The sequence below is a fragment of the Pseudothioclava nitratireducens genome, from assembly GCF_029210495.1.
Lineage (GTDB): Bacteria > Pseudomonadota > Alphaproteobacteria > Rhodobacterales > Rhodobacteraceae > Pseudothioclava > Pseudothioclava nitratireducens.
This window is the reverse complement of the sequence record NZ_JARGDK010000001.1, coordinates 124482-146717: the sequence shown is the minus strand read 5'-3', so window position 1 is coordinate 146717 and position 22236 is coordinate 124482. Positions and strand designations below refer to the sequence as shown.

The following is a 22236-nucleotide window of genomic DNA, read 5'->3' as shown; positions in this document are numbered from 1 at the left end:
TTGGCCTGCCTATTTCGCATAATTATAGTCTTCTGTGCTGCCAGATTGGCATAGATTGGAGGAAACGACCAGACTGGCAGTGCTATCATGGGGTATCTCAGCTCGCAGAGGTCTTCCATGATCCACCTCCCGGTTTCCGCCCCGCAGCCGACCGCCCTCGACGGTCTGAAATTCCGCGCCGAGGACGATGTGCTCGCCGATCTGGTGGCCGCATTCGCACCTGCGCCCGAGGTCCGCGCGCGCATCTCCAAGCGTGCGGCTGGCTATATCGCCCGCATCCGCGCCGAGACCGCGCCGACGCTCATGGAACATTTCCTCGCCGAATACGGGCTTTCGACCCGCGAGGGCGTGGCGTTGATGTGTCTGGCGGAGGCGATGCTGCGCGTGCCGGACCGCGAGACCATCGACGAGTTGATCGAGGACAAGATCGCGCCCTCGGACTGGGGGCGGCATCTGGGTGAGGCCTCGTCCTCGCTGGTCAATGCCTCGACCTGGGCCCTGATGCTGACGGGCCGGGTGCTCGAAGACCCGAAGCCGGGGCTGGCGGGCACGCTGCGCGGCGCGATCAAGCGGCTGGGCGAGCCGGTAATCCGTTCGGCCGTGTCGCGCGCGATGAAGGAAATGGGGCGGCAATTCGTGCTTGGCCAGACCATTGGCGACGCGCTGACCCGCGCGCGCGCGCAAGAGGCCAAGGGCTACACCTACAGCTACGACATGCTGGGTGAGGCGGCGATGACGGCGGGCGACGCGGCGCGCTATGCCCGCGCCTATGCCGATGCGATGACGGCCATCGCCGCGGCCTGCACCCACGGCTCGGTGCGCGACAATCCGGGGATTTCGGTGAAGCTCTCGGCGCTGCATCCGCGCTATCAGGTCGCGCAGGAAGACCGGGTGATGGCGGAACTCGTGCCGGTGGTCACTGCGCTCGCCCGTCAGGCCCGCGCGGCGAATATGGGCTTCAATATCGACGCGGAGGAACAGGACCGGCTGACCCTGTCGCTCCGCGTCATCGGGGCGGTTCTGGCTGGCCCGGAACTGGCGGGCTGGGACGGGTTCGGCGTCGTCGTGCAGGCCTATGGCAAGCGCGCGGGCGGGGTGATCGACTGGCTGCAAGAGACGGCCGAGGCGCTGGATCGCAAGCTCATGGTGCGCTTGGTGAAAGGGGCCTATTGGGATAGTGAGATGAAGCGCGCGCAGGTCGAGGGGCATCCCGACTTCCCGCTCTTCACGACCAAAACCGCGACCGATGTCAGCTACCTGTGCAATGCGCGCAAGCTTCTGGAGGCCTCGCGCCTCTATCCGCAATTTGCGACGCATAATGCGCATAGCGTGGCCGCGATCCTCGAGATGGCTGGCGATGCGCCCTTCGAGTTCCAGCGGCTTCACGGCATGGGCGAGCGGCTGCATGATATGGTGCTCAAGGAAGCGGGGAGCCGTTGCCGCATCTATGCGCCGGTCGGCGCGCATCGGGACTTGCTGGCCTATCTCGTGCGGCGGCTGCTCGAGAACGGCGCGAATTCGTCCTTCGTGAACCAGATCGTCGATACCGAGGTCACGCCCGAGGAAATCGCGCGCGACCCGTTTGATGCGCTGGCCATGGCCCGCCCGCCCGCAGGCCTGTCGAAACCCGCCGATCTCTTTGCGCCGGAACGGACGAATTCGACCGGGTTCGACCTCTCGGATGAGGTGACGCTGGCCCGGATCGAGGCCGCGCGCTCGGCTGCGGTTCTGCCCGCCGCGCGTCCGCTGATCGCGGGCGAGGCGAGCGGGGTGACCGTTCCCGTCACCAATCCCGCAACCGGCGCCGAGATCGGCACGGTGCAAGAAGCGGATACCGATTGTGTGGCCCTTGCGCTGGCGGGGGCCGCGCCTTGGGATGCGCCGGTTTCGACGCGCGCCGAGGTGCTGCGCCGGGCGGCGGACCTCTACGAAGAGAATTTCGGCCTGATCTTTGCGGCCCTTGCGCGTGAGGCGGGCAAGACCCTGCCCGACGCGGTGGGCGAGTTGCGCGAGGCGGTCGATTTCCTGCGCTACTATGCGGCTCAGGCCGAAGCACGCGGCGAGACCCAGCCCCTTGGGCGCGTCACCGCGATTTCGCCATGGAACTTCCCGCTGGCGATTTTCACAGGGCAGATCGCGGCGGCGCTGGCGATGGGCAATGCGGTTCTCGCCAAGCCTGCCGAGCAGACGCCGATCATTGCCGCGATCGGGGCGGAGTTGCTGCACAAGGCGGGGGTTCCGGTAAGCGCATTGCAGCTTCTGCCTGGGCAGGGCGGCACGGTCGGCGCGGCGCTCACGTCTGACCCGCGCATCGACGGCGTGGTGTTCACCGGCTCGACCGAGACCGCGCAAATCATTCGCCGTTCGATGGCCGCTAACCTTGCCCCCGAGGCTCCGCTGATCGCCGAGACCGGGGGGCTCAATGCGATGATCGTCGACTCGACCGCGCTGCCCGAACAAGCGGTGCGCGATGTCGTTGCCTCGGCTTTCCAGTCGGCGGGTCAGCGCTGTTCGGCGCTGCGCTGTCTCTATGTGCAGGAAGACGTCGCACCTCATCTGATCGCGATGATCCGGGGCGCCATGGAGGAGCTACGCCTTGGCGATCCGTGGTCGCTTGCGACCGATGTGGGGCCGGTGATCGATACCGAGGCCCGTGATCAGATCGCCGCCTATATCGCGGCCGCCCGCGCGGATGGTCGGCTGCTCCACGCGCTGACACCGCCCAATCAGGGCACCTTTGTCGCGCCTGCGATGATTGAGGTGCCGGGCATCTCGGCGCTGGAGCGCGAGGTCTTCGGCCCGGTGCTGCACGTCGCGCGTTTCGCGGCGGGCGACCTCGATCAGGTCATCGCTGCGATCAACGCACGTGGCTACGGGCTGACCTTCGGTCTGCATACACGGATCGACAGCCGCGTGCAGGACATTGCGGACCGGCTCCATATCGGCAACGTCTACGTGAACCGCAACCAGATCGGCGCGGTGGTCGGCTCGCAACCCTTTGGCGGTGAGGGGCTTTCCGGTACGGGACCCAAGGCGGGCGGGCCGCTCTATCTGAGCCGTTTCGCGCGTGCCGCGATGCCCGGCGCGATGGATAACTGGGGGTCCGAGGCCGACCCGCTGGCGGTGCAAGCCGCGATCTTCGAGGCAGCGAATGCGCCGGAACGGATCGTCTCGACAGAGGACCTGCCCGGCCCGACGGGCGAGTCGAACCGGCTCCGGACGGTGCCGCGCGCGCCGATCCTGTGCCTCGGTCCGGGGCCTGCGGCGGTGGTAGAGCAGGCATCGGCCGTGCGCGCTTTGGGCGGTGTCGCAGTCGAGGTCCAGGGGCGGCTTGAGGCGACGGCCCTTGCCACGCTCGAAGGGTTCGCGGGCGCGCTCTACTGGGGAGAGGGGGCTGCGGCATATGCGCAGGCCCTCGCTTCGCGGCCCGGCGCGATCCTGCCTCTCATCGTGACGACCCCGGATGCGGGGCACGTCCTGCTGGAGCGGCATCTGTGCGTGGATACGACCGCTGCCGGCGGCAACGCGGCGCTGCTCTCGGGTGGGCTGGCGGTCGGCTGAGCCCTTGCCGCCCCACGCCCGCGCCTTATCCTTTGCCCCGTGACTGGGGCGAAGGATGCGATGAAGCGGGCATTGGTGTTGGGCGATAGTGGCGGGATCGGGTCGGCAATCCGGGTGTGTCTGGAGGCGGACGGCTGGGCGGTGACCGGGCTTTCGCGCCGGGCGGACGGGTTTGACGTGACCTCGGAGGCTAGCGTCGAGAGCCATCTCGGGCGTCTCGAGCCCGGGTTCGATCTGATATTCGTGGCGACCGGCGCGCTTGGCACACCGGAGAAGGCACTTTCGCAGCTATCGGTTGAAGAACTGCAAGCGCAGTTCCTCGTGAATGCCGTAGGACCGGCGCTCATCCTCAAACATGCCGCGCGGCTTTTGCCGCGCGACCGCCCCGCCCATTTCGCGGCGCTCTCGGCGCGGGTAGGGTCGATTGGCGATAACGGGTTGGGGGGATGGTATAGCTACCGCACGGCGAAAGCGGCGCTGAACCAGTTGCTGCACACGGCGGCGATCGAGCTGAAACGTAAATATCCTCAATTGGTTGTCGCTTGTCTTCATCCCGGCACAGTGGAGACAGAGTTCACCCGCGACTACCCGCGCGAAAAGCTGGCACCCGAGGTGGCGGCGCGTGCGCTGCTGGAGGTGTTGCTGGCGCTTGGGCCCGCGCAATCGGGACAGTTCTTCGATTACAAAGGCAAGCCGGTTCCTTGGTAGGCCCGGCGCTGCCGATGTTCGAAATCTGCTATTGAGCGGTGCCCTCTGCGGGGGCTTCCGACGGCGCGGCCTCCTCGACGGGGCGCTCCTCGGTCAGCACATCTTCGGTCCAGCGCCCCGCTTCGACCTTGCCGGAGGCATAGCGCATGGTGCCTTCGCCCTGCCGCTTACCTTGCATGAAGTTGCCCTCATAGACGTCGCCATTCGCATAGGTCGCAACACCGGTGCCGTCGATCTCGCCGTTGCGCCAGCCGCCCGTGTAAGAAAATCCGTCCGGCTTGGTGATCGTGCCCTGACCCGAGCGTTGACCGGCCTCGAAGCTGCCCTCGTAAACGGTGCCATCCGCATAGGTCGCCCGGCCCTCCCCATGCCGCTGCCCATCGGCCCAGTCGCCTTCGTAGACATAGCCGTCAGGGTAGCTCATCCTGCCTTTGCCGTGGTTCCGGGCCGAGAGGAATTCGCCCTCATAAATCAGCCCGTTGGCGTAGCGTGCAATGCCTTGGCCTTCGATCACACCGGCCAGCCAGCCGCCCTCATAGCTTGAGCCGTCGGGGTAGGTGATCTTGCCCTGACCCTCGGGCAAGTCGTTGACAAACTGACCCTCATAGGTCGAGCCATCCGGGTAGTTGACACGGCCTTGCCCTTCAATCCGGCCTTCGACCCATTCGCCATCGTAGACATAGCCATCGGTGCCCGTGAACACGCCGCGCCCGTGGCGCTGGTCCAGCATGAAGGCCCCGTCATAGATGTCGCCATTGGCATAGGTCACCTTGCCGAGCCCGTGGCGTTTGCCGTTGGACATCTCGCCTTCGTAGACATCGCCATTAGGCTGGCTGAGTTTGCCGAGGCCGTTCATTTGCCCATCGCGCCACTCGCCCGCATAGGTCAGCCCGTCCGCCATCGTAAGCGTGCCCTGGCCGTGGCGTTGGCCGTTCTGCATTTGGCCCTCGTAGACCGCGCCATCGGGGTAGCTGATCTTGCCCTTGCCCTGCTTGACGCCCGCGACCCACTCGCCCTCGTAGCGATAGCCGTTCGCGCCCTCGAGCACGCCTTGGCCGTCATGCAGCGCGCCCTTGAACTGGCCGGTATAGCGGGTGCCATTCGCGTAATTCGCCACGCCCTCGCCGGTGATCGCGCCGAAGTCCCAAGTACCTTCGTAGGTGCCGCCGTCGGCGAAGGTGATCTTGCCCGTCCCATGCGGTTTGCCGCGCGCGAAGCTGCCCTCGTAGACAGAGCCATTTGGGAAGCGGGCGATGCCTTGGCCGCGGATCTCGCCCTCGACCCATTCCCCCTCGTATTCGTAGCCGGAGGGGAGCTTGTACGTCCCGCGCCCGTGCTGTTTGCCGTTCTTGAAGGTGCCCTCGTAGAGCCCGCCATCGTCATATTGTTTGGTCACGACATCCTGCGCAAAGGCCATGCCTGCGGACCCGGCCGCGACAGCCAGAGACAAGGTGAATGCGCGAAGAGCTTTGCCCGACATGATGCGATCCTTCTTCAAGACCGAAGGGGGTGCCGCGCCATCCGGCTTGCATCCCCACCCCTGAACCCGTCCGGACCCTAAAGCGCGCCGCCGGGCGTGACAAGCGCCGAGCCCCCACATCCGCGCGAGCGGTGCGCGATGCGTAAAGCCGCGCCATTTTCCCCCCGATCGGCGCTTTCAACTTGGGGAACATCTGCTAAATCAGGGGAGTATCGCTGACCCAACCGACAGGACCCGACGCCGATGGCCGATCGCTTTCGTCTGACGCTCGCGCAGCTCAACCCGACCGTGGGCGCCTTGGCGGCCAATGCCGAGAAGGCCTATCAGGCCTGGCTCGAAGGCAAGGCGGCCGGGGCCGATATGGTCGCGTTGCCCGAGATGTTCCTGACCGGCTATCAGACGCAGGACCTCGTGCTGAAGCCTGCCTTCGTCCATGACGCGATGGCGCAGATGGCGGCTCTGGCGCAGCGGATCGTGGATGGTCCGGCGCTGGGGATCGGCGGGCCCTATTGGGACGAAAGCGGCCATTACAACGCCTATTGGGTGATCGAAGAGGGCGCGGTGCGTGCGCGGATGCTCAAGCATCACCTGCCGCATGACGATGTGTTCGACGAGATGCGCCTCTTTGATTCCGGGCCGATTTCGGGGCCTTACCGGATCGGGCCGCTGCGGATCGGCACCCCGGTCTGCGAGGACGCGTGGCACCCCGATGTGGCCGAGACGCTGGAGGAGACCGGCGCCGAGATCCTTCTGATCCCGAACGGCTCGCCCTATCGCCGCGGCAAGCTCGATCTGCGGATGAACGTGATCGTCTCGCGGGTGGTCGAAACGGGTCTGCCCGTGGTTTACCTCAACGCGCTGGGCGGTCAGGACGATCAGCTTTTCGACGGGTCGAGCTTCGTGCTCAATCCGCATGGGCAGATGGCCGCGCATTTCGCGCCCTGGGAAGAGATCGTGGATCATATTGATTTCGAACGCGGGGCCGAGGGCTGGCGCGCGCTGCCCGGTCGCATGGACCCGCAGCCCGACGACTGGGAGCAGGACTACCGCGCGATGGTCATGGGGCTGCACGACTATCTGGCGAAATCGGGCTTTTCGAAAGTCGTGCTGGGCCTTTCTGGCGGGATCGACTCGGCGCTGGTGGCGGTGATTGCCGCCGATGCGCTCGGCCCCGAGAATGTGCATTGCGTGATGCTGCCCTCGGAATACACCTCGCAAAGCTCGCTCGACGATGCCGCCGATATCGCGGGGCGTCTGGGGACGCGTCTCGATACTGTCTCGATCGAAGAGAGCCGCCATGCGGTCGAGGGGGCGCTCGCGCATCTGATGGCTGGCACCAAGCCCGATGTCACCGAAGAGAATATCCAGTCGCGCCTGCGCGGCGTGATGCTCATGGCGATTTCGAACAAGTTCGGCTCGATGCTGCTGACCACGGGCAATAAATCCGAGGTCGCTGTGGGCTATTGCACCATCTATGGCGACATGGCGGGTGGCTATAACCCGCTGAAGGACCTGTATAAAACCCGTGTGTTCGAGACCTGCCGCTGGCGCAACGTGAACCACCGCCCGTGGATGAAAGCACCCGCCGGGGAGGTCATCCCGGTCTCGATCATCGATAAGCCGCCCTCGGCAGAGCTGCGCCCGGACCAGAAAGATCAGGACAGCCTGCCGCCCTATGAGGTGCTGGACGCGATCCTTGAACGGCTCGTCGAAGAGGATCAATCCGTGGGCGAGATCGTCGCCGCCGGCTTCGACCGCGCCACCGTCAAGCGGATCGAGCATCTGCTCTATATCTCCGAGTGGAAGCGCTTCCAGTCGGCACCGGGACCACGTCTGACGACGCGGGCTTTCTGGCTCGACCGGCGCTATCCGATGGTGAACCGCTGGCGCGATCCAAGCTGAACGGGCGCAGGAATTGCCCGGTATAGTTTGAAAGTCCTTTCGGACTTTCAAAGAAGTCAGATCAAAGAGATCTGGTAGAAAATGGCTGTCACCCAAGCCGTGCCCGGTCGTCTTTCGCAACGGCATGGCTCCGTCCAGCCTTTGCCAAGGAAGCCCACATGCCGGATACCAACCCGCCCCAAGCCATGGTGCTCACGCACGATCTCAGCATCGATCCGAGCCTGAAGCGGTTCATCGAGGAGGATGTGTTGGCCGGGCTCGACATCACGCCGGATCGGTTCTGGAGCGCGTTTTCGGGGATCGTGCACGACTTCACCTCGCGCAACCGCGCGTTGCTGGCCAAGCGTGAAGCGATCCAGACGCAGATCGACGACTGGCATAAGGCCCGTCGCGGTCATCCGCATGACCGCGAGGCCTATCGCGCGTTTCTCGAAGAGATTGGCTATATCGTTCCGAGGGGCGGGGATTTCAGCATCGAGACCGCGAACACGGACCCCGAAATCGCGCAGATTCCGGGGCCGCAGCTTGTGGTGCCCTCGACCAATGCGCGCTTCGTGCTGAACGCGGCCAATGCGCGCTGGGGTAGCTTCTATGACGGGTTTTACGGCACCGATGCGATGGGCGCACCGCCCGCTTCGGGCGGGTTCGATGCCGGGCGCGGTGCGCGGGTCGTGACGCGGGCAGCGGTGTTCCTCGATGAGGTGTTTCCGATCGCAGGGACGAGCCACGCGAAGGCGAGCGCCTACCGGGTCGTTGACGGCAAGCTGAAGGTCGATGGCTCTGACCTGCGCGACCCCGGGGCTTTCGTGGGCTACACCGGCACGCCGGACGCGCCGCGCTCGGTGCTGCTGCGCAATCACGGGCTGCATGTCGAATTGCGGTTCGATCCCGAGAACCCGATCGGCAAGACCTCGGCCTCGGGGCTTGCGGATGTGGTGCTGGAATCCGCGATGTCCGCGATCATCGACCTTGAGGACTCGGTGGCCTGCGTCGATGCCGAGGACAAGATCCTCGCCTATCGCAACTGGCTTGGGCTGATGCAGGGCGACCTTGAGGAGACTTTCGAGAAGGGCGGCAAGACGATGACGCGCCGCCTGAACGGGGATCGTAGCTTCACCGCGCCCGATGGATCGGAGCTGACCCTGAAGGGCCGCGCGCTTTTGCTGGTGCGCAATGTCGGCCACCTGATGACCAACCCGGCGATCCGTGACCGCGAGGGCAACGAGGTGTTCGAGGGGCTGATGGATGCGATGATCACCGTGCTCATCGCCATGCACGACCTGCAAAAGACCTCCGGCCCGCGCAACTCGGTTTGCGGCTCGGTTTATGTGGTGAAACCCAAGATGCACGGCCCCGAAGAGGTCGCTTTCGCGGATGAAGTTTTCGGCGCGGTCGAGGCGGCACTGGGCCTGCCGGTTTACACCGTCAAACTCGGCATCATGGACGAAGAGCGCCGCAACAGCGTCAATCTCAAGGAATGTATCCGGGCCGCGAAACACCGCGTTTGCTTTATCAACACGGGCTTCCTCGACCGCACCGGGGACGAGATTCACACCTCGATGGAGGCGGGTCCCTTCAGCCGCAAGGACTTCATCAAGCGCAAGGGCTGGATCGCGGCCTATGAGAACCAGAACGTCGATATCGGGCTGGAATGCGGGCTTTCGGGCAAGGCGCAGATCGGCAAGGGAATGTGGGCCGTGCCGGATAAGATGGCGGCCATGCTGGAGCAGAAAATCGAGCATCCGCGCGCGGGCGCCAATTGCGCCTGGGTGCCGAGCCCGACGGCCGCGACGCTTCACGCCACGCATTACCACAAGGTCGATGTGATGGCGGTGCAGGCGCAGCTTGCCAGGGGCGGGCGGCGCGGCCATCTCGATGCACTGCTCGACATTCCGCTGGCCACCTATCGGCGCTGGACGCCCGAGCAAATCCGCCGCGAGGTCGAGAACAACGCGCAGGGTATTCTTGGCTATGTTGTGCGCTGGATTGATCAGGGGGTTGGCTGCTCCAAAGTGCCGGACATCCACGATGTCGGCCTGATGGAAGACCGCGCGACCTGCCGCATCTCGGCGCAGCATGTTGCGAATTGGCTCCATCACGGGGTGGTTAGCCGCGATCAGGTGATGGAGATCATGCGCCAGATGGCTGAGGTGGTGGACCGTCAGAACGCGGGCGATCCGGCCTATCGCGCGATGGCTCCGGGCTTCGACGGGGTCGCCTTCGAGGCGGCGTGTGATCTGGTGTTTGAGGGCCGCGTGCAGCCCTCAGGCTATACCGAGCCGGTCCTGCATCGCCGCCGCCTTGAGTTGAAGGCGCGGGCTTCGGGCTGAGGCTTCAAAGAGCGGCGTGCTCCGGTGCGCCGCTCTCTGCATTGCGCCGGATTATCAAATCCATCCGAAAGCACATCTCGTCGCTTTGCGTCTGGTTCCCCCTCGCCCCCTGTCGCATAGTCGTGACCAACAGCCCCAGATTTCAGGAGCGCCCATGAGCACCAAGTATTTCGCGCCGCACGGAGGACATCCGGGTCAGGAGCAGCTTCTGACCGACCGCGCGATCTTTACCGAGGCCTACGTGGTGATCCCCAAAGGCACGATGCGCGACATCGTCACCAGCTTTCTGCCCTTCTGGGAGGGCACGCGGCTTTGGGTTCTGTCGCGCCCGCTGAGCGGGTTTGCCGAGACCTTCTCGCAATACATCATGGAAGTGCAGCCGGGCGGCGGGTCTGACCGTCCCGAAACCGATCCCGAGGCGGAGGCGGTGCTGTTCGTGGTCGAGGGCAGCGCGACGCTCACGGTCAATGGTGCTACTCATGAGCTGGTGCCGGGGGGCTATGCCTACCTGCCGCCGGCGAGCGACTGGGTTCTGCACAATCGTGGGGCGGACGTTCTGCGCTTCCACTGGATTCGCAAGGCCTATGAGGCGGTCGAAGGGCTGGATCGCCCCGATGTGCTCATCCTGAACGAGAAGGACATCGCCCCGACTCCAATGCCCGGCACCGATGGCAAATGGGCGACGACCCGCTTCGTGGACCCGTCCGATCTGCGCCACGACATGCATGTCACCATCGTTACCTTTGAACCCGGCGGGGTGATCCCCTTTGCGGAGACGCATGTGATGGAGCACGGGCTTTACGTGCTCGAAGGCAAGGCGGTCTATCGGTTGAACAATGACTGGGTCGAGGTCGAAGCGGGCGATTACATGTGGCTGCGCGCCTTCTGCCCGCAGGCGTGTTACGCGGGCGGGCCGGGCAAGTTCCGCTATTTGCTCTACAAGGATGTGAACCGCCATATGACGCTCCGGCCTGCTGGCACTTACGGCGGCGGCGCGCGCTGTACCTGACACCGGGCTCCGATCCGACAGAAAAAAGCGGCGCAGGGTTTCTGCGCCGCTTTTCGTGTGATGGGACGTCCGGCGGGTGTGCCGCCGGACGGAACGGCTTAGTGCCCGCTATCAGCCTGCATCGCGGCCTCGCGCAGCTCCTCCTCATCGACTTTCGTGCCACCGTTGAACACGATGTTCAGCACCACAGCCGAGAACTGCGCTCGGCAGCGCCTCGACCAGCGCGCCCATCTGCGGTATGAGCCCCATGTGGTTCTCCTCCCTGAGTTTTTTCGGGTTTGGACCGGGCCTCCCTGCCCGTGTCCAACCGACGCAGCATATCCCTCGACCTGCGCGGTCTAGGGGTGTTCCGAAACCACGAGCGGTGGCTGATCGAACCAATGTTCCTCAAGATTTGGTCCATCGCCGATCCGGTCGATCACGGTGAAAAGTCCCGGCGCGGCCAGCGGTGTCAGCACGCCATGCCATGTCCCCCGGTGGAAGTTGATCCCCTGTCCGGGCGCGGTCAGAAAGGCGCGTGGCGTGCCGGGGCGATCGCCCTCATCGGGGGCCACGATCACCAGAAACGGGTCGAGGCTCATCGGGATGAACGCCTGACTGCCCTCGGGATGCCGTTCCACCAGATCGAGCCGATAGGGCAGGCTGCGCGGCTCCGCCTTGAACAGGCTGATCCCCGCGCGCCCGGTGCCGAAATCCAGCCGGGCGCGGTCGTGATAGCGCCCGCACAGGCCTTGATTGATGATCTTGTCCGGGTCGCCCACGGCCTCCAGCACGTCTCCGAACGGCGCGAACGCCTCCGGGGTGAGCGGCTGGATCACGATCCGCGCGCTCATCCGCCGAGCTTCTCGATCAGGCGCAGCTCGGCGATCCGCTCGACCTGCCGGCAGGCTTCGGCGAATTCGCGCGCCCGGTCATTCTCGATGCGGCGACGGAAGGCGCTCAGGATCGAGGCCTTGGTGTTGTCGCGCACGGCGATGATGAAGGGGAATCCGAATTTCGCAGTATAGGCCGCGTTCAACTCGGTAAAGGTCGCACGTTCTTCGTCGGTCAGCGCGTCGAGGCCGGCGCCCGCCTGTTCGGCGGTCGACTCCGCCGTGAGCCGTTTGGCCTGCGCAAGCTTACCTGCCAGATCCGGGTGCGCGGTCAGCACGCCCAGCCGTTCCGCCGCGCTGGCGGAACGGAAGACCCGCGCCAGTGCGCTGTGCAGCCCGAGGGCCGTATCATGCGCCGGGCCAAGCTCGCGCTCATGGGTGCGTTCGGCGATCCATGCGCTATGCTCGAAAATCCCGCCAAAGGCCGAAACGAACGCGTCCCGGCTCATCTGCGAAGGGCGTGCCTTGCGCAGATGCGGATGGGCCGCCGCCCAGTGATCCGCGATCTGCTCGCGCGTGGCGAACCAGACGCCCTCATGGCCCTTGAAATACTCGATCACCCGCTTGAGCGCGGCCGCCCGGCCCGGACGCCCGATCAGTCGGCAATGCAGCCCGATCGAAAGCATTTTCGGCGCGCCAGCCAGCCCCTCCGCATAAAGCGTGTCGAAACTGTCGCGCAGATAGGTCTCGAACTGGTCGCCCGCGGTGAACCCCGCCTGAATGGCAAAGCGCATGTCGTTGCAATCAAGCGTGTAGGGCACGATCAGCTGATCGCGCGCGCCGATCTCCATCCAGTAGGGCAGGTCGTCGGCATAGCTGTCGGCGATATAGGCAAACGCGCCCTCTTCCGCCGCAAGCCGCACCGTGTTCATCGAGCAGCGCCCGGTATACCAGCCGCGCGGGGGGCTGCCCGTGACCTCGGTATGCAGCCGGATCGCCTCGCGGATCTGGGCGCGCTCCTCCGCTTCGGGCATATCCTTATGCTCGACCCATTTCAGCCCGTGGCTCGCGATCTCCCAGCCAGAGGCCTGCATCGCCGCCACCTGCTCGGGCGAGCGCGCGAGGGCCGTGGCGACGCCGTAGACCGTGATCGGCAGAGAACCGAGCATACGGTGCAGCCGCCAGAACCCGGCGCGCGCGCCATATTCGTAGATCGACTCCATGTTCCAGTGCCGCTGCCCCGGCCATGGCTGCGCACCGGTGATCTCGGAGAGAAAAGCCTCGGAGGCGGCATCGCCATGCAGGACGTTGTTCTCGCCGCCTTCTTCATAGTTGAGCACGATCTGCACGGCGATCCGCGCCCCGTTCGGCCAGTTGGCCGCAGGCGGATGGCCACCATATCCCGTCATGTCGCGCGGATAACGTGTCACTGTCCAAGGTTCCTTTTTGTTTTGACAAGTCATAAACCCGAAAATTCGAGTCTTTTTTCAAAAAAATCCGAAAACAGCCTTTTGGCGCATCGGCTTTGTGTTCAGATTGGCAAGACGCATAGAAAGACGCAAACCCGAAAGGAGCGCGCCCATGAGCGGATATCTGACCACCCATGTTCTCGACACCGCGCGCGGTGTCCCGGCGGCGGGGCTGCGGATTGACCTGTATCGCATTGCCGGGGCCGAGCGGCATCACCTGCGCAGCCTGACGACCAATGCCGATGGCCGTACCGATAGCCATATTTTGCCCGCGGCCGAGTTCCAGACCGGCACCTATGAGCTGGTCTTTCACGCCGGCGCCTATCTCGATGCAAGCGGAACCCCGCCCGAGACCCCGCGTTTTCTCGATGAGGTCCCGATCCGTTTCGGCATGTCGGAGCCCGCGCATTACCATGTGCCGCTCCTGCTTTCGCCTTTTGGCTACTCAACCTACCGGGGGAGCTGAGGGGTCCTGACGCCGGATCGTCGCGGCGATCCGTTCGATCATGAATTCCATGAACAGGCGGGTCTTGGGGTCCTGCCTGCGCCGATGGGTGAACAGACAGGCCATCTGGATCGGCTCGGGCGGGGTATCGCAGGCGACCGGGACAAGTGCGCCGCTGCGCAGATGATCGGCGATATCGAAGACCGGTTTGAGCGCGACCCCGTGTCCGGCCAGCGCCCAATCCGTGAGCACATCGCCGTCATCCGACTCGTAGCGCCCTGCGACCCGAAACCGTTTCGGCCCCGTCGCTGTCTGCAAACGCCATTGGAATTCGGTTGCGCCGGGAAAGCGCAGGTTCAGGCATTCGTGCCGCCCCGCCAGAAGATCGTCGCCACTTTTCGGCATGCCCCGCCGCGCGATGTAATCGGGCGCGGCGCAAAGCACCCGCTCGACATCGGCGATCTTGCGGATGCGCAGATTGCTATCCTCGGGCTGTCCGAGGAAGAAGGCCAGATCAAGACCCTCCGTCGTCAGATCGACCTTGCGGTCGGTCAATCGCAGGCGGACGCTGACCTCTGGGTAATCTTTCAGGAAATCAGGGACTTGTGGAGCGATCAGTCGCCGCCCAACGCCCAGCGGTGCGGCGATATAGCGTGACCCGCGCAAGTTCTCGGTGATATTGACGATCTGCGCCTCTGCGCTCTCGACCGCCTCAAGGATTTCGGTCGCACCCCGATAAAACGATTGCCCCTGTTCGGTCGGGGTGAGGCTGCGCGTTGTGCGTTGAAACAGCCGCACGCCGAGATGATCCTCAAGCTGAGAAATACGCGCCGAAATCACCGCCGGAGAGATCCGCAGGTCACGGCCCGCAGCGGACATGCTGCCAAGCTCGTAGACGCGGACGAAGGTGCGTATATTGTCGAGATAAGACATTCTTCGGGTTTTTTTGATGCTGCTTAACCTTTGCGGGGAATAGCAGAAGAAATCCGCCGCGCATAGACTGGCGCGCAGGCGAGACAGGAGACGACGATGTATGAGCTTTCGGTGGCGTGGGACTGGCTGGGGTTCGGGGTGCGCTGGTTGCATGTGGTCACCGCGATGGCCTGGATTGGCGCCTCGTTCTATTTCATCGCGCTCGATCTGATGCTGCGCCCGGCGCCGGACCTTCCCAAGGGTGCCTATGGCGAGGAATGGGAAGTCCATGGCGGCGGCTTCTATCACACCGTCAAATATCTCGTGGCCCCGGATCGCCTGCCCGAGCATCTCACCTGGCATAAATGGCAAAGCTATTCGACATGGCTCTCGGGGGCGGCGCTGTTGATGATCGTCTACTGGGTCGGGGGAGAGCTTTATCTGCTCGATCCGGGCAAGGTGGAACTGGCGCTCTGGCAGGGTGTGCTGATCTCGGCGGGCTCGCTGACGATCGGCTGGATCGCCTATGACCAGCTGTGCAAATCGCGCCTTGGAGAAAACCCGACCGCGCTGATGCTGATCCTGTTTGCGATCCTCGTGGCGATGTCCTGGAGCTACAACCAGATCTTTACCGGGCGCGCGGCGCTTCTGCATCTGGGGGCCTTCACCGCCTCGATCATGACCGGCAACGTGTTCTTCCAGATCATGCCGAACCAGCGCATCGTGGTGGCCGATCTCAAGGCAGGCCGCGTGCCGGATGCCAAATACGGCAAGATCGCCAAGTTGCGCTCGACGCATAACAACTACCTGACACTGCCGGTGGTGTTCCTGATGCTGTCGAACCATTACCCGCTGGCCTTCGCGACCAAGCATGCCTGGATCATCGCCTGCCTGATCTTTTTGACGGGCGTGACGATCCGGCATTACTTCAACACGATGCACAAGACCGGCAAGGGGCCACTCTGGACCTGGGGGCTGACCGCGCTGATCTTCGCTCTGATCGTGTGGCTGTCGATGGGTCAACAGGGCGAGACGCTGGAGGAAGCCGAGGCCCGCCCGCTGACCGCCTCGGAGCAACGCTTCGCCGCCGCGCCGGGATTTGCCGAGGCCTATGACACGGTGGTCGGAAGTTGCTCGATGTGCCACGCCCGCGAACCCAGTTGGGAGGGTATGCACTGGCCGCCCAAAGGTGTGACGCTCGAAACCGAGGCAGACATCGCCCGCCACGCCCGCCAGATATTTCTGCAAGCCGGCGCAAGCCACGCGATGCCGCCGCCCAACGCCTTTGAGCTCGACCCCGAAGCGCGCCAGATCATCACCGCATGGTATCAAGGCGCCACAAAGCCGTGACCCCCAGACGGCCCGCTTTCTTTAAACCCAAAATACTCAGCGGGGGCGGGACGCGAAGCCCCCGGTCCGCGCTTAGCGCGAGCGTACCATCCCCATGATGTCGAGCGTCCGGTCGAGGATCGGGCGTGCGATGGCCTCGGCCCGCTCGGCTCCGCGACCCAGGATGCGGTCGATCTCGGCGGGGTCCTGCATCAGGCGGTTCATCTCGGTCGTGATCGGCTCCATCACCGACACGGCCAGATCGGCCAACGCCGGTTTGAAAGTGCCAAAGCCCGCGCCGCCATACTCGCCCAGCACCTCTGCCGGCGTCTTGCCAGAAAGCGCGGCGTAGATATTCACGAGGTTCTTGGCCTCGGCCCGGCCCTCAAGCCCGTCCAGCGTTTCGGGCAGCGGCTCCGGGTCGGTCACGGCCTTGCGGATCTTCTTGGCGATCTGGTCGGCGGTGTCCGTCAGATTGATCCGGCTCGCGTCGGAGGGATCGGACTTCGACATCTTCTTCGACCCGTCCCGCAGGCTCATGACGCGGGTGGCGGCGCCCTCGATCACCGGGGCCGGGGCCGGGAAGAACTCGGTCTTGTAGTCATGGTTGAACTTGGCCGCGATGTCGCGGGTCAGTTCCACGTGCTGCTTTTGGTCTTCGCCAACCGGCACCTCGGTTGCGTGGTAGACAAGGATGTCCGCCGCCATCAGCGCGGGGTAGGCGTAAAGCCCGAGCGAGGCCTTCTCGGCATTCTTGCCCGCCTTATCCTTGAACTGGGTCATCCGGTTCATCCAGCCGAGCCGGGCCACGCAGTTTAGAAGCCAGCCCATCTCGGCATGCGCGCTCACCTGCGACTGGTTGAACAGGATCGAGCGCTCGGGGTCGATCCCGGACGCCAGATAGCCCGCCGCCAGTTCGCGCGTCTGCCGCTTGAGCGCCTCCGGCTCCTGCCAGACGGTCACGGCGTGCAGATCGACGATGCAAAAGATCGTCTCGATCCCCTCGTTCTGCTTTTCGGCAAAGCGCTTCAGAGCACCCAGATAGTTACCGAGCGTGAGGTTCCCAGAGGGCTGAATCCCCGAAAAGATCCGGCGTTTGAAATTCGCGTTGGGGTTGGTCTGGGTCTCAGTCATCGGGCGCTCCTGTCGCGCAGGCTGGAAATCTTGTCTCCGCTCGCTTATCGCTAAAGCGCGCGGGGCGTCAACCGGACCCCGCCCGCAGGGAGGGCGCGATGCGCGAAGGTTACGACGAACATCCGATCAATCCGCTGCCGCCGGTCGTCTGGCTTCTGGTCGCGCCGGTGGTGATCGGCGAAATCCTGTTCGCGATTGGCGGGCAGGGTCTGGCCGGCGAGATGTCGCGCGGCTGGCGGCTCGATGCGTTGCAGCGCTTTGCCTTCGACCCGACGATCCTGCGCACCATGATCGAGCAGGGGATCTACCCGTGGCGGCATGTCGCGCGGATCGTGACCTACCCGTTCGTCCATGGCTCCTTCACCCATTCGCTGATGGTGATCGTTTTCATCCTTGCGCTGGGCAAGATGGTGGCCGAGATCTTCCGGCCTTGGGCGGTTCTGGCGGTGTTCTTCGGGGCGTCGATCTTGGGCGCGCTGGCGCATACGGCGGTGGGGTTTGAGGCTGCGCTCTATGGCGGCTACCCGGCGGTTTACGGGCTTGTCGGGGCGTTTACATGGATCCTCTGGACGCGGCTTGGGCAGGAAAACGCCAACCAGATGCGGGCGTTTTCGCTGATTGGCTTTCTGCTGGGTATTCAGCTGGTTTTCAGCCTGATTTTCGGCGCGCGCTCGGATTGGCTCGCCGAGGTCGTTGGCGCGGCCTCCGGTTTCTTCATCAGCTTCCTTGTCGCGCCGGGGGGCTGGCGGCGGGCGCTGGCCCGTATCCGCCGCCGCTAAGCGTCACCCGCGCGGCGTGCTACGCCGAACCGCCGAGCGGAAATCCGACATGCGGAACGCGCCGATCTTCGCGCCAAAGGCGAAGTAGCTGACAATGCCCGAGGCGATCAGGGCGAGCAGCGCCAGATAGCGCCATCCCGCCGAGTAGAACGCATCATTGAGTACCCACGCCACGCCCCAGAGAACCGCCCCCATGAAAAGCGAGGCGGCGACGATCCGGGGCAGGCGGGTGCGGAAGCGCGTATCGAACCGGGCGGCCTCACCCATCGGGCGCGCGCCGCGCCAGAGCTGGAACACCATCGCCCAACCCGCCAGCGTCGTCGCGATGGCCGCCGAGAGGTAGCCGATCACTGGCGCAAGGCCGATGGCGATGCCCGCATTCACCACCATCGCGGCCACGGCGTAATAGAAGGGCGCACGGGTATTCTCGCGGGCGAAGAAGAGCGGCTGGAGCACTTTTTGCAGTACGAAGGCCGGGAGCCCCAGCCCGTAGATCGCAACCGCCCAAGCGGTGGCGAGGCTGTCCTCGGTATCGAAGCGGCCCCGTTCGTAGAGGACCGAGACGATGGGAAGCGCGATAACGGCGAGCGCCACGGCGGACGGGATGGTGAGCGCCAGTGCAAACTCGCCCGCACGGGAGAAGGAATGTTGCCCGCCAGCCGTGTCGCCCGCGCGCAGCTTGCGGGACAGGTCCGGCAAAAGCACGACGCCGATGGCGATGCCGACCACGCCGAGCGGTAGTTGATAGAGCCGGTCGGCATAGTTGAGCCACGCGATGGCCCCCTCGAAATGCGAGGCGACCTGACGCCCGACAAGCAGGTTGATCTGCACCACGCCGCCCGCAAGCATCGCAGGGGCCGCGATCCGGGCGAGGCGTTTCATCTCAGGCGAGAGGGTGGGGCGGCTTGGCAGGATCGTGTAGCCCGCGCGTTTCGCAGCCACCCAGACGAGCACCAGTTGCGCGATGCCCGCGACCGGCACGGCCCATGCCAGGGCCTCGCCAATCGGCCAACCCATCGCATCCGCCGCGATCATCGCACAGACAAAGACGACGTTTAAGAGGACGGGCGCGGCGGCGGCGGCGGCGAAGCGCCCGGCCGCGTTCAGCACGCCCGAAAGCAGCGCTGCGAGCGAGATGAACAGGATATAGGGAAAGGCAATCCGCCCGAAATGTGTCGCCAGCGCAAAGCGTTCATCCGCCGCAAAGCCCGACGCCATCGCCAGCACCAGCCACGGCATCGCCACCATCGCCACGAGGGTCAGCGCGATCAGCACCGTTGCGAGCCCCGACATCGCCTCGCGGGCAAACCCCGTCGCATCCTCGCCGCCTTCGAGCTTTTTCGAGAACATCGGCACGAAGGCCATGTTGAACGCGCCCTCGGCAAAGAAGCGGCGGAACATGTTGGGCAGCGAAAACGCGATCAGGAAGGCTTCGGCCACGGGGCCGGTGCCCAGATAGGCGGCGATCATCATGTCGCGGGCAAAGCCCAGAATGCGGCTGGCGAGCGTCCATACGCCCACCGTCAGAAAGCCGCTGACAAGCCGGATCGGCTGCATTCAGTTGCCCGCCCGCTGCGCGCCCGACGCAATCGCGTCGCGCAGCCGTTTTTCCAGCGCGTCGCGCTTGGATTTCGAATGGAGTTTCAAGCCGAACATGTCCTTGACATAGAAGCTGTCGACGACCTGCGCGCCATAGGTCGCGATCACGGCAGAGGCGATGTAGATATTGGAGGAGGCCAGCGCGCGCGTCAGGTCATAGAGCAGACCGGGGCGGTCGCGGGTATCGACCTCGACGATGGTGTAAAGCTCCGAGCCCTCGTTGTCGAAGGTGATATGCGTCGGGAAGCGGAACTCACGCTCGCGTTTCTTGACTTTGTCACGGTCCTTGAGCGCCTCGCGGGCGACGACTTCACCCTTCAGCGTCTTCTCGATCATGGTCCTCAGGCGCTGCAGTTTCGAGGCCTCATAGGGGTGGCCTTCGGCATCCTGCACCCAGAAGACGGCGGTCGCGTAACCGTCCTTGGAGGTATAGGTCCGCGCATCCACCACGTTCGCGCCGACCAGAGCGAGCGCGCCTGCGAGCCGCGAGAAGATGCCCGGATGATCGGCCAGCGCAAAGGCCGCGCGAGTTGCGTCGTGGTCGGGGTCGGGATGCAGGTCGATACGGATCTCGTGATCTTCGAGATCGCGCAGCAGTTCCGCGAAGATCAGCTGGGTCTCGGTCGTCAGACCTTGCCAGTAGGGATCGTAATGGCGGGCGAGTTCGGCGCGCATGGCCTTGGGGTCCCAGTTGGCAAGCTCCTCGCGGAGCGCCTTCTTGGCCTCGTTCGTGCGCTGCTCGCGGTTGACGGCTTCAAGCCCATGTTCGAGCGCGCGCGCCGTGTCGGAATGGAGCCGCCGCAGGAGCGTCGCCTTCCAGTTGTTCCAGACATTCGGGCCGACGCCGCGAATGTCGCACACCGTCAGCACGGTGAGCAGGTCGAGCCGCTCGCGCGATTTCATCTGCTTGGCGAAGTCGCGGATTGTCCGGGGGTCGGACAGGTCACGCTTCTGCGCCACATCGGACATCAGCAGGTGGTGGCGTACCAGCCATTCCACGAGTTCCGATTCCTTGGCGTTCAGCCCCAAGCGGGGCGCGACCTTGCGTGCGATCTGCGCGCCGAGGATCGAGTGGTCCTCGGGGCGACCTTTGCCGATATCATGGAGCAGTAGCGCCACATAGAGCACGCGCCGGTTCACCCCTTCGTCAAGGATATGCGATGAGAGCGGCAGCTCTTCGATCAGCTCGTGGCGCTCGATCTGGGCGAGGTTGGAGATGCACTGGATGGTGTGCTCGTCCACCGTGTAGCTGTGATACATATTGAACTGCATCATCGCCACGATCGGCTCGAATTCGGGGATGAAGGCCGAGAGCACGCCCAGCTCGTTCATCCGCCGCAGCGCGCGTTCCGGGTTGCCGTGCTTGAGCAGCAGGTCGAGGAAAATCCGCCGCGCCTCGCGGTTCTCGCGTAGCTCGTCGTCGATCAGATGCAGGTTCGCGGTCACGACCCGCATAGCGTCCGGGTGAATGAGCATCCCGGTGCGCAGCCCCTCTTCGAACAGCCGCAGCAGGTTCACCTTTTCCGCGAGAAACGCCTTGGTGTCGGCGATGTTGATGCGCCCATTGTCATCCGAATAGGGTGCGCGCAGCTTGCGGCGGCGACGGAAGATGCGTTGCAGGACGGGGGCGGTTTTGACGTGCCGCGCTTCGAGCGCGGTGAGGAAGATGCGCGTGACCTCGCCCACCTGCGTCGCATGGCGGAAATAGTCCTGCATGAAGACCTCAACCGCGCGCCGTCCGGCGGTGTCGGCATAGCCCATACGCGCGGCCACCTCGACTTGCGCATCGAAGGTTAGCTGATCCGAAGCCCGATGCGCGATCAGGTGCAGATGGCAGCGCACGGCCCAGAGGAAATCCTCGGCATCGCGGAAGACGCGGTATTCCTCGGCGGAGAACAGGCCCAGATCGACCAGTTCGGCCGCGCGGTCCACGAGGTGAATATATTTCGCGATCCAGTAAAGCGTCTGGAGGTCGCGCAAGCCCCCTTTGCCCTCTTTGACATTGGGCTCGAGAACATAGCGCTGCCCGCCTTGGCGCTTGTGGCGCTCGGCGCGCTCGGCGAGCTTGGCCTCGATGAACTCGGCGCCGGTGCCGCGGAACAGATCGGTGTGCAGCTTGGCGGTGAGTTTGGTGGCCAGCGCCTCGTCGCCGTCGATGAAGCGGTGCTCCAGAAGGGCGGTGCGGATCGTGTAATCCTCACGCCCGAGCCGCAGGCAATCGTCGATCGTGCGCGAGGAGTGGCCGACCTTCAGCTTGAGGTCCCACATCATGTAGAGCATCGACTCGATCACGCTCTCGGCCCAGGGTGTGATTTTCCACGGCGTCAGGAACAGCAGATCGACATCGGAATGCGGCGCCATCTCGGCGCGGCCATAGCCTCCGACGGAGAGCACGGCGATCTTTTCGGCTTCGGTCGGGGTGGGCAGCGGATGCAGGCGGCGGGTGGCCACCTGAAGGATCGAGCGGACGATGCCGTCGGTCATATCGGAATAGGCGCGCACCGTATCCCGTGCGGCGCGCGGATGCCCTCTGAAATCGGCCTCTATGTAAGCGGTGGCCTCGCCGCGCGCGGTGTCGAGAAACTGCACGACGGCCTTGCGCACATCCTTGTCGGTTTCGACACCGGAAATGGCCGCGTCCAGCTCGGCTTCAAGCCGCTGCGGGTCGAGCAGAAGGGGGGCTTCGGAGTAGGTCCGGGTGGCAGAGGCCCCGGCCTGTGGGGCCGGGGCGGAGGTGATCGTGTCGTTCACTTGGTCATGTCCCGTT

15 protein-coding genes are annotated in these 22236 nt (G+C 64.7%); 8 read left to right on the top strand and 7 right to left on the bottom strand.

Going from position 1 to position 22236, the window contains the following annotated elements; all coding sequences use genetic code 11:
- Nucleotides 1-117: 117 nt before the first annotated feature.
- Both putA and P0X85_RS00705 read left to right on the top strand, forming a co-directional pair.
- Nucleotides 118-3561 carry a bifunctional proline dehydrogenase/L-glutamate gamma-semialdehyde dehydrogenase PutA gene (gene putA, locus P0X85_RS00710; RefSeq protein ID WP_275806951.1) on the top strand — a complete coding sequence of 1148 codons (3444 nt, stop codon included), beginning with the start codon at nt 118-120 and terminating at the stop codon, nt 3559-3561.
- Nucleotides 3562-3621: 60 nt separating this feature from the next.
- Entirely contained in the window at nt 3622-4269 is a 648-nt protein-coding gene (locus P0X85_RS00705; protein WP_275806947.1) for an SDR family NAD(P)-dependent oxidoreductase, read from the top strand.
- A gap of 28 nt (nt 4270-4297) precedes the next feature.
- Here P0X85_RS00705 and P0X85_RS00700 read toward each other — a convergent pair whose 3' ends face one another.
- Nucleotides 4298-5749 (bottom strand): MORN repeat-containing protein, encoded by a 1452-nt coding sequence (locus P0X85_RS00700; protein ID WP_275806944.1) that lies wholly within the window; start codon nt 5747-5749, stop codon nt 4298-4300.
- 243 nt (nt 5750-5992) lie between these two features.
- Here P0X85_RS00700 and P0X85_RS00695 point away from each other — a divergent pair, with 243 nt between their 5' ends.
- From P0X85_RS00695 to P0X85_RS00685, 3 genes are all read left to right on the top strand, one after another.
- Entirely contained in the window at nt 5993-7651 is a 1659-nt protein-coding gene (locus P0X85_RS00695) for an NAD+ synthase (protein WP_275806941.1), read from the top strand.
- Nucleotides 7652-7809: 158 nt separating this feature from the next.
- Entirely contained in the window at nt 7810-9981 is a 2172-nt protein-coding gene (locus P0X85_RS00690) for a malate synthase G (RefSeq protein ID WP_275806938.1), read from the top strand.
- 154 nt (nt 9982-10135) lie between these two features.
- Entirely contained in the window at nt 10136-10990 is an 855-nt protein-coding gene (locus tag P0X85_RS00685; RefSeq protein WP_275806935.1) for a bifunctional allantoicase/(S)-ureidoglycine aminohydrolase, read from the top strand.
- A 338-nt stretch (nt 10991-11328) separates the two neighbouring features.
- Here the strand turns inward: P0X85_RS00685 and P0X85_RS00680 are convergent, their stop codons facing one another.
- Together P0X85_RS00680 and puuE are read right to left on the bottom strand one after the other, a co-directional pair.
- Nucleotides 11329-11823, bottom strand: a complete 495-nt coding sequence (locus P0X85_RS00680; RefSeq protein ID WP_275806932.1) for an ureidoglycolate lyase — start codon at nt 11821-11823, stop codon at nt 11329-11331.
- A complete protein-coding gene (gene puuE / locus P0X85_RS00675; protein WP_275806929.1) occupies nt 11820-13232 on the bottom strand; it encodes an allantoinase PuuE in 1413 nt (470 codons plus the stop codon). The genes P0X85_RS00680 and puuE overlap by 4 nt, the downstream gene beginning before the upstream one ends.
- A gap of 151 nt (nt 13233-13383) precedes the next feature.
- On the opposite strand from puuE, the gene uraH reads away from it, so the two are divergent.
- Entirely contained in the window at nt 13384-13737 is a 354-nt protein-coding gene (gene uraH / locus P0X85_RS00670) for a hydroxyisourate hydrolase (protein WP_275806926.1), read from the top strand.
- On the opposite strand, the gene P0X85_RS00665 is transcribed toward uraH, so the two are convergent.
- A complete protein-coding gene (locus P0X85_RS00665; protein ID WP_275806923.1) occupies nt 13717-14649 on the bottom strand; it encodes a LysR family transcriptional regulator in 933 nt (310 codons plus the stop codon). The two genes, uraH and P0X85_RS00665, sit on opposite strands and share 21 nt — an antisense overlap.
- A 96-nt stretch (nt 14650-14745) precedes the next feature.
- On the opposite strand from P0X85_RS00665, the gene P0X85_RS00660 reads away from it, so the two are divergent.
- Nucleotides 14746-15978 carry a urate hydroxylase PuuD gene (locus P0X85_RS00660; RefSeq protein WP_275806920.1) on the top strand — a complete coding sequence of 411 codons (1233 nt, stop codon included), beginning with the start codon at nt 14746-14748 and terminating at the stop codon, nt 15976-15978.
- 72 nt (nt 15979-16050) lie between these two features.
- Here P0X85_RS00660 and trpS read toward each other — a convergent pair whose 3' ends face one another.
- Complete coding sequence (gene trpS, locus P0X85_RS00655; protein ID WP_275806916.1) at nt 16051-17091, bottom strand: tryptophan--tRNA ligase; 1041 nt, start codon at nt 17089-17091, stop codon at nt 16051-16053.
- Between the two features lie 98 nt (nt 17092-17189).
- Here trpS and P0X85_RS00650 point away from each other — a divergent pair, with 98 nt between their 5' ends.
- Nucleotides 17190-17870, top strand: coding sequence for a rhomboid family intramembrane serine protease (locus P0X85_RS00650; RefSeq protein ID WP_275806913.1), 681 nt, complete (start codon nt 17190-17192; stop codon nt 17868-17870).
- Nucleotides 17871-17873: 3 nt separating this feature from the next.
- Here P0X85_RS00650 and murJ read toward each other — a convergent pair whose 3' ends face one another.
- Both murJ and P0X85_RS00640 read right to left on the bottom strand, forming a co-directional pair.
- On the bottom strand, nt 17874-19427 hold the full coding sequence (gene murJ, locus P0X85_RS00645; protein ID WP_275806910.1) for a murein biosynthesis integral membrane protein MurJ: 1554 nt from the start codon (nt 19425-19427) through the stop codon (nt 17874-17876).
- Nucleotides 19428-22220, bottom strand: coding sequence for a [protein-PII] uridylyltransferase (locus P0X85_RS00640; RefSeq protein WP_275806907.1), 2793 nt, complete (start codon nt 22218-22220; stop codon nt 19428-19430).
- Nucleotides 22221-22236 lie beyond the last annotated feature (16 nt).

What these genes read in the sequence shown, in the direction of transcription:
- putA (WP_275806951.1), top strand. Translation starts at nt 118, where the DNA reads ATGATCCACCTCCCGGTTTCCGCCCCGCAGCCGACCGCCCTCGACGGT.
- P0X85_RS00705 (WP_275806947.1), top strand. Translation starts at nt 3,622, where the DNA reads ATGAAGCGGGCATTGGTGTTGGGCGATAGTGGCGGGATCGGGTCGGCA.
- P0X85_RS00700 (WP_275806944.1), bottom strand. Translation starts at nt 5,749, where the DNA reads ATGTCGGGCAAAGCTCTTCGCGCATTCACCTTGTCTCTGGCTGTCGCG.
- P0X85_RS00695 (WP_275806941.1), top strand. Translation starts at nt 5,993, where the DNA reads ATGGCCGATCGCTTTCGTCTGACGCTCGCGCAGCTCAACCCGACCGTG.
- P0X85_RS00690 (WP_275806938.1), top strand. Translation starts at nt 7,810, where the DNA reads ATGCCGGATACCAACCCGCCCCAAGCCATGGTGCTCACGCACGATCTC.
- P0X85_RS00685 (WP_275806935.1), top strand. Translation starts at nt 10,136, where the DNA reads ATGAGCACCAAGTATTTCGCGCCGCACGGAGGACATCCGGGTCAGGAG.
- P0X85_RS00680 (WP_275806932.1), bottom strand. Translation starts at nt 11,823, where the DNA reads ATGAGCGCGCGGATCGTGATCCAGCCGCTCACCCCGGAGGCGTTCGCG.
- uraH (WP_275806926.1), top strand. Translation starts at nt 13,384, where the DNA reads ATGAGCGGATATCTGACCACCCATGTTCTCGACACCGCGCGCGGTGTC.
- P0X85_RS00665 (WP_275806923.1), bottom strand. Translation starts at nt 14,649, where the DNA reads ATGTCTTATCTCGACAATATACGCACCTTCGTCCGCGTCTACGAGCTT.
- P0X85_RS00660 (WP_275806920.1), top strand. Translation starts at nt 14,746, where the DNA reads ATGTATGAGCTTTCGGTGGCGTGGGACTGGCTGGGGTTCGGGGTGCGC.
- trpS (WP_275806916.1), bottom strand. Translation starts at nt 17,091, where the DNA reads ATGACTGAGACCCAGACCAACCCCAACGCGAATTTCAAACGCCGGATC.
- P0X85_RS00650 (WP_275806913.1), top strand. Translation starts at nt 17,190, where the DNA reads ATGCGCGAAGGTTACGACGAACATCCGATCAATCCGCTGCCGCCGGTC.
- murJ (WP_275806910.1), bottom strand. Translation starts at nt 19,427, where the DNA reads ATGCAGCCGATCCGGCTTGTCAGCGGCTTTCTGACGGTGGGCGTATGG.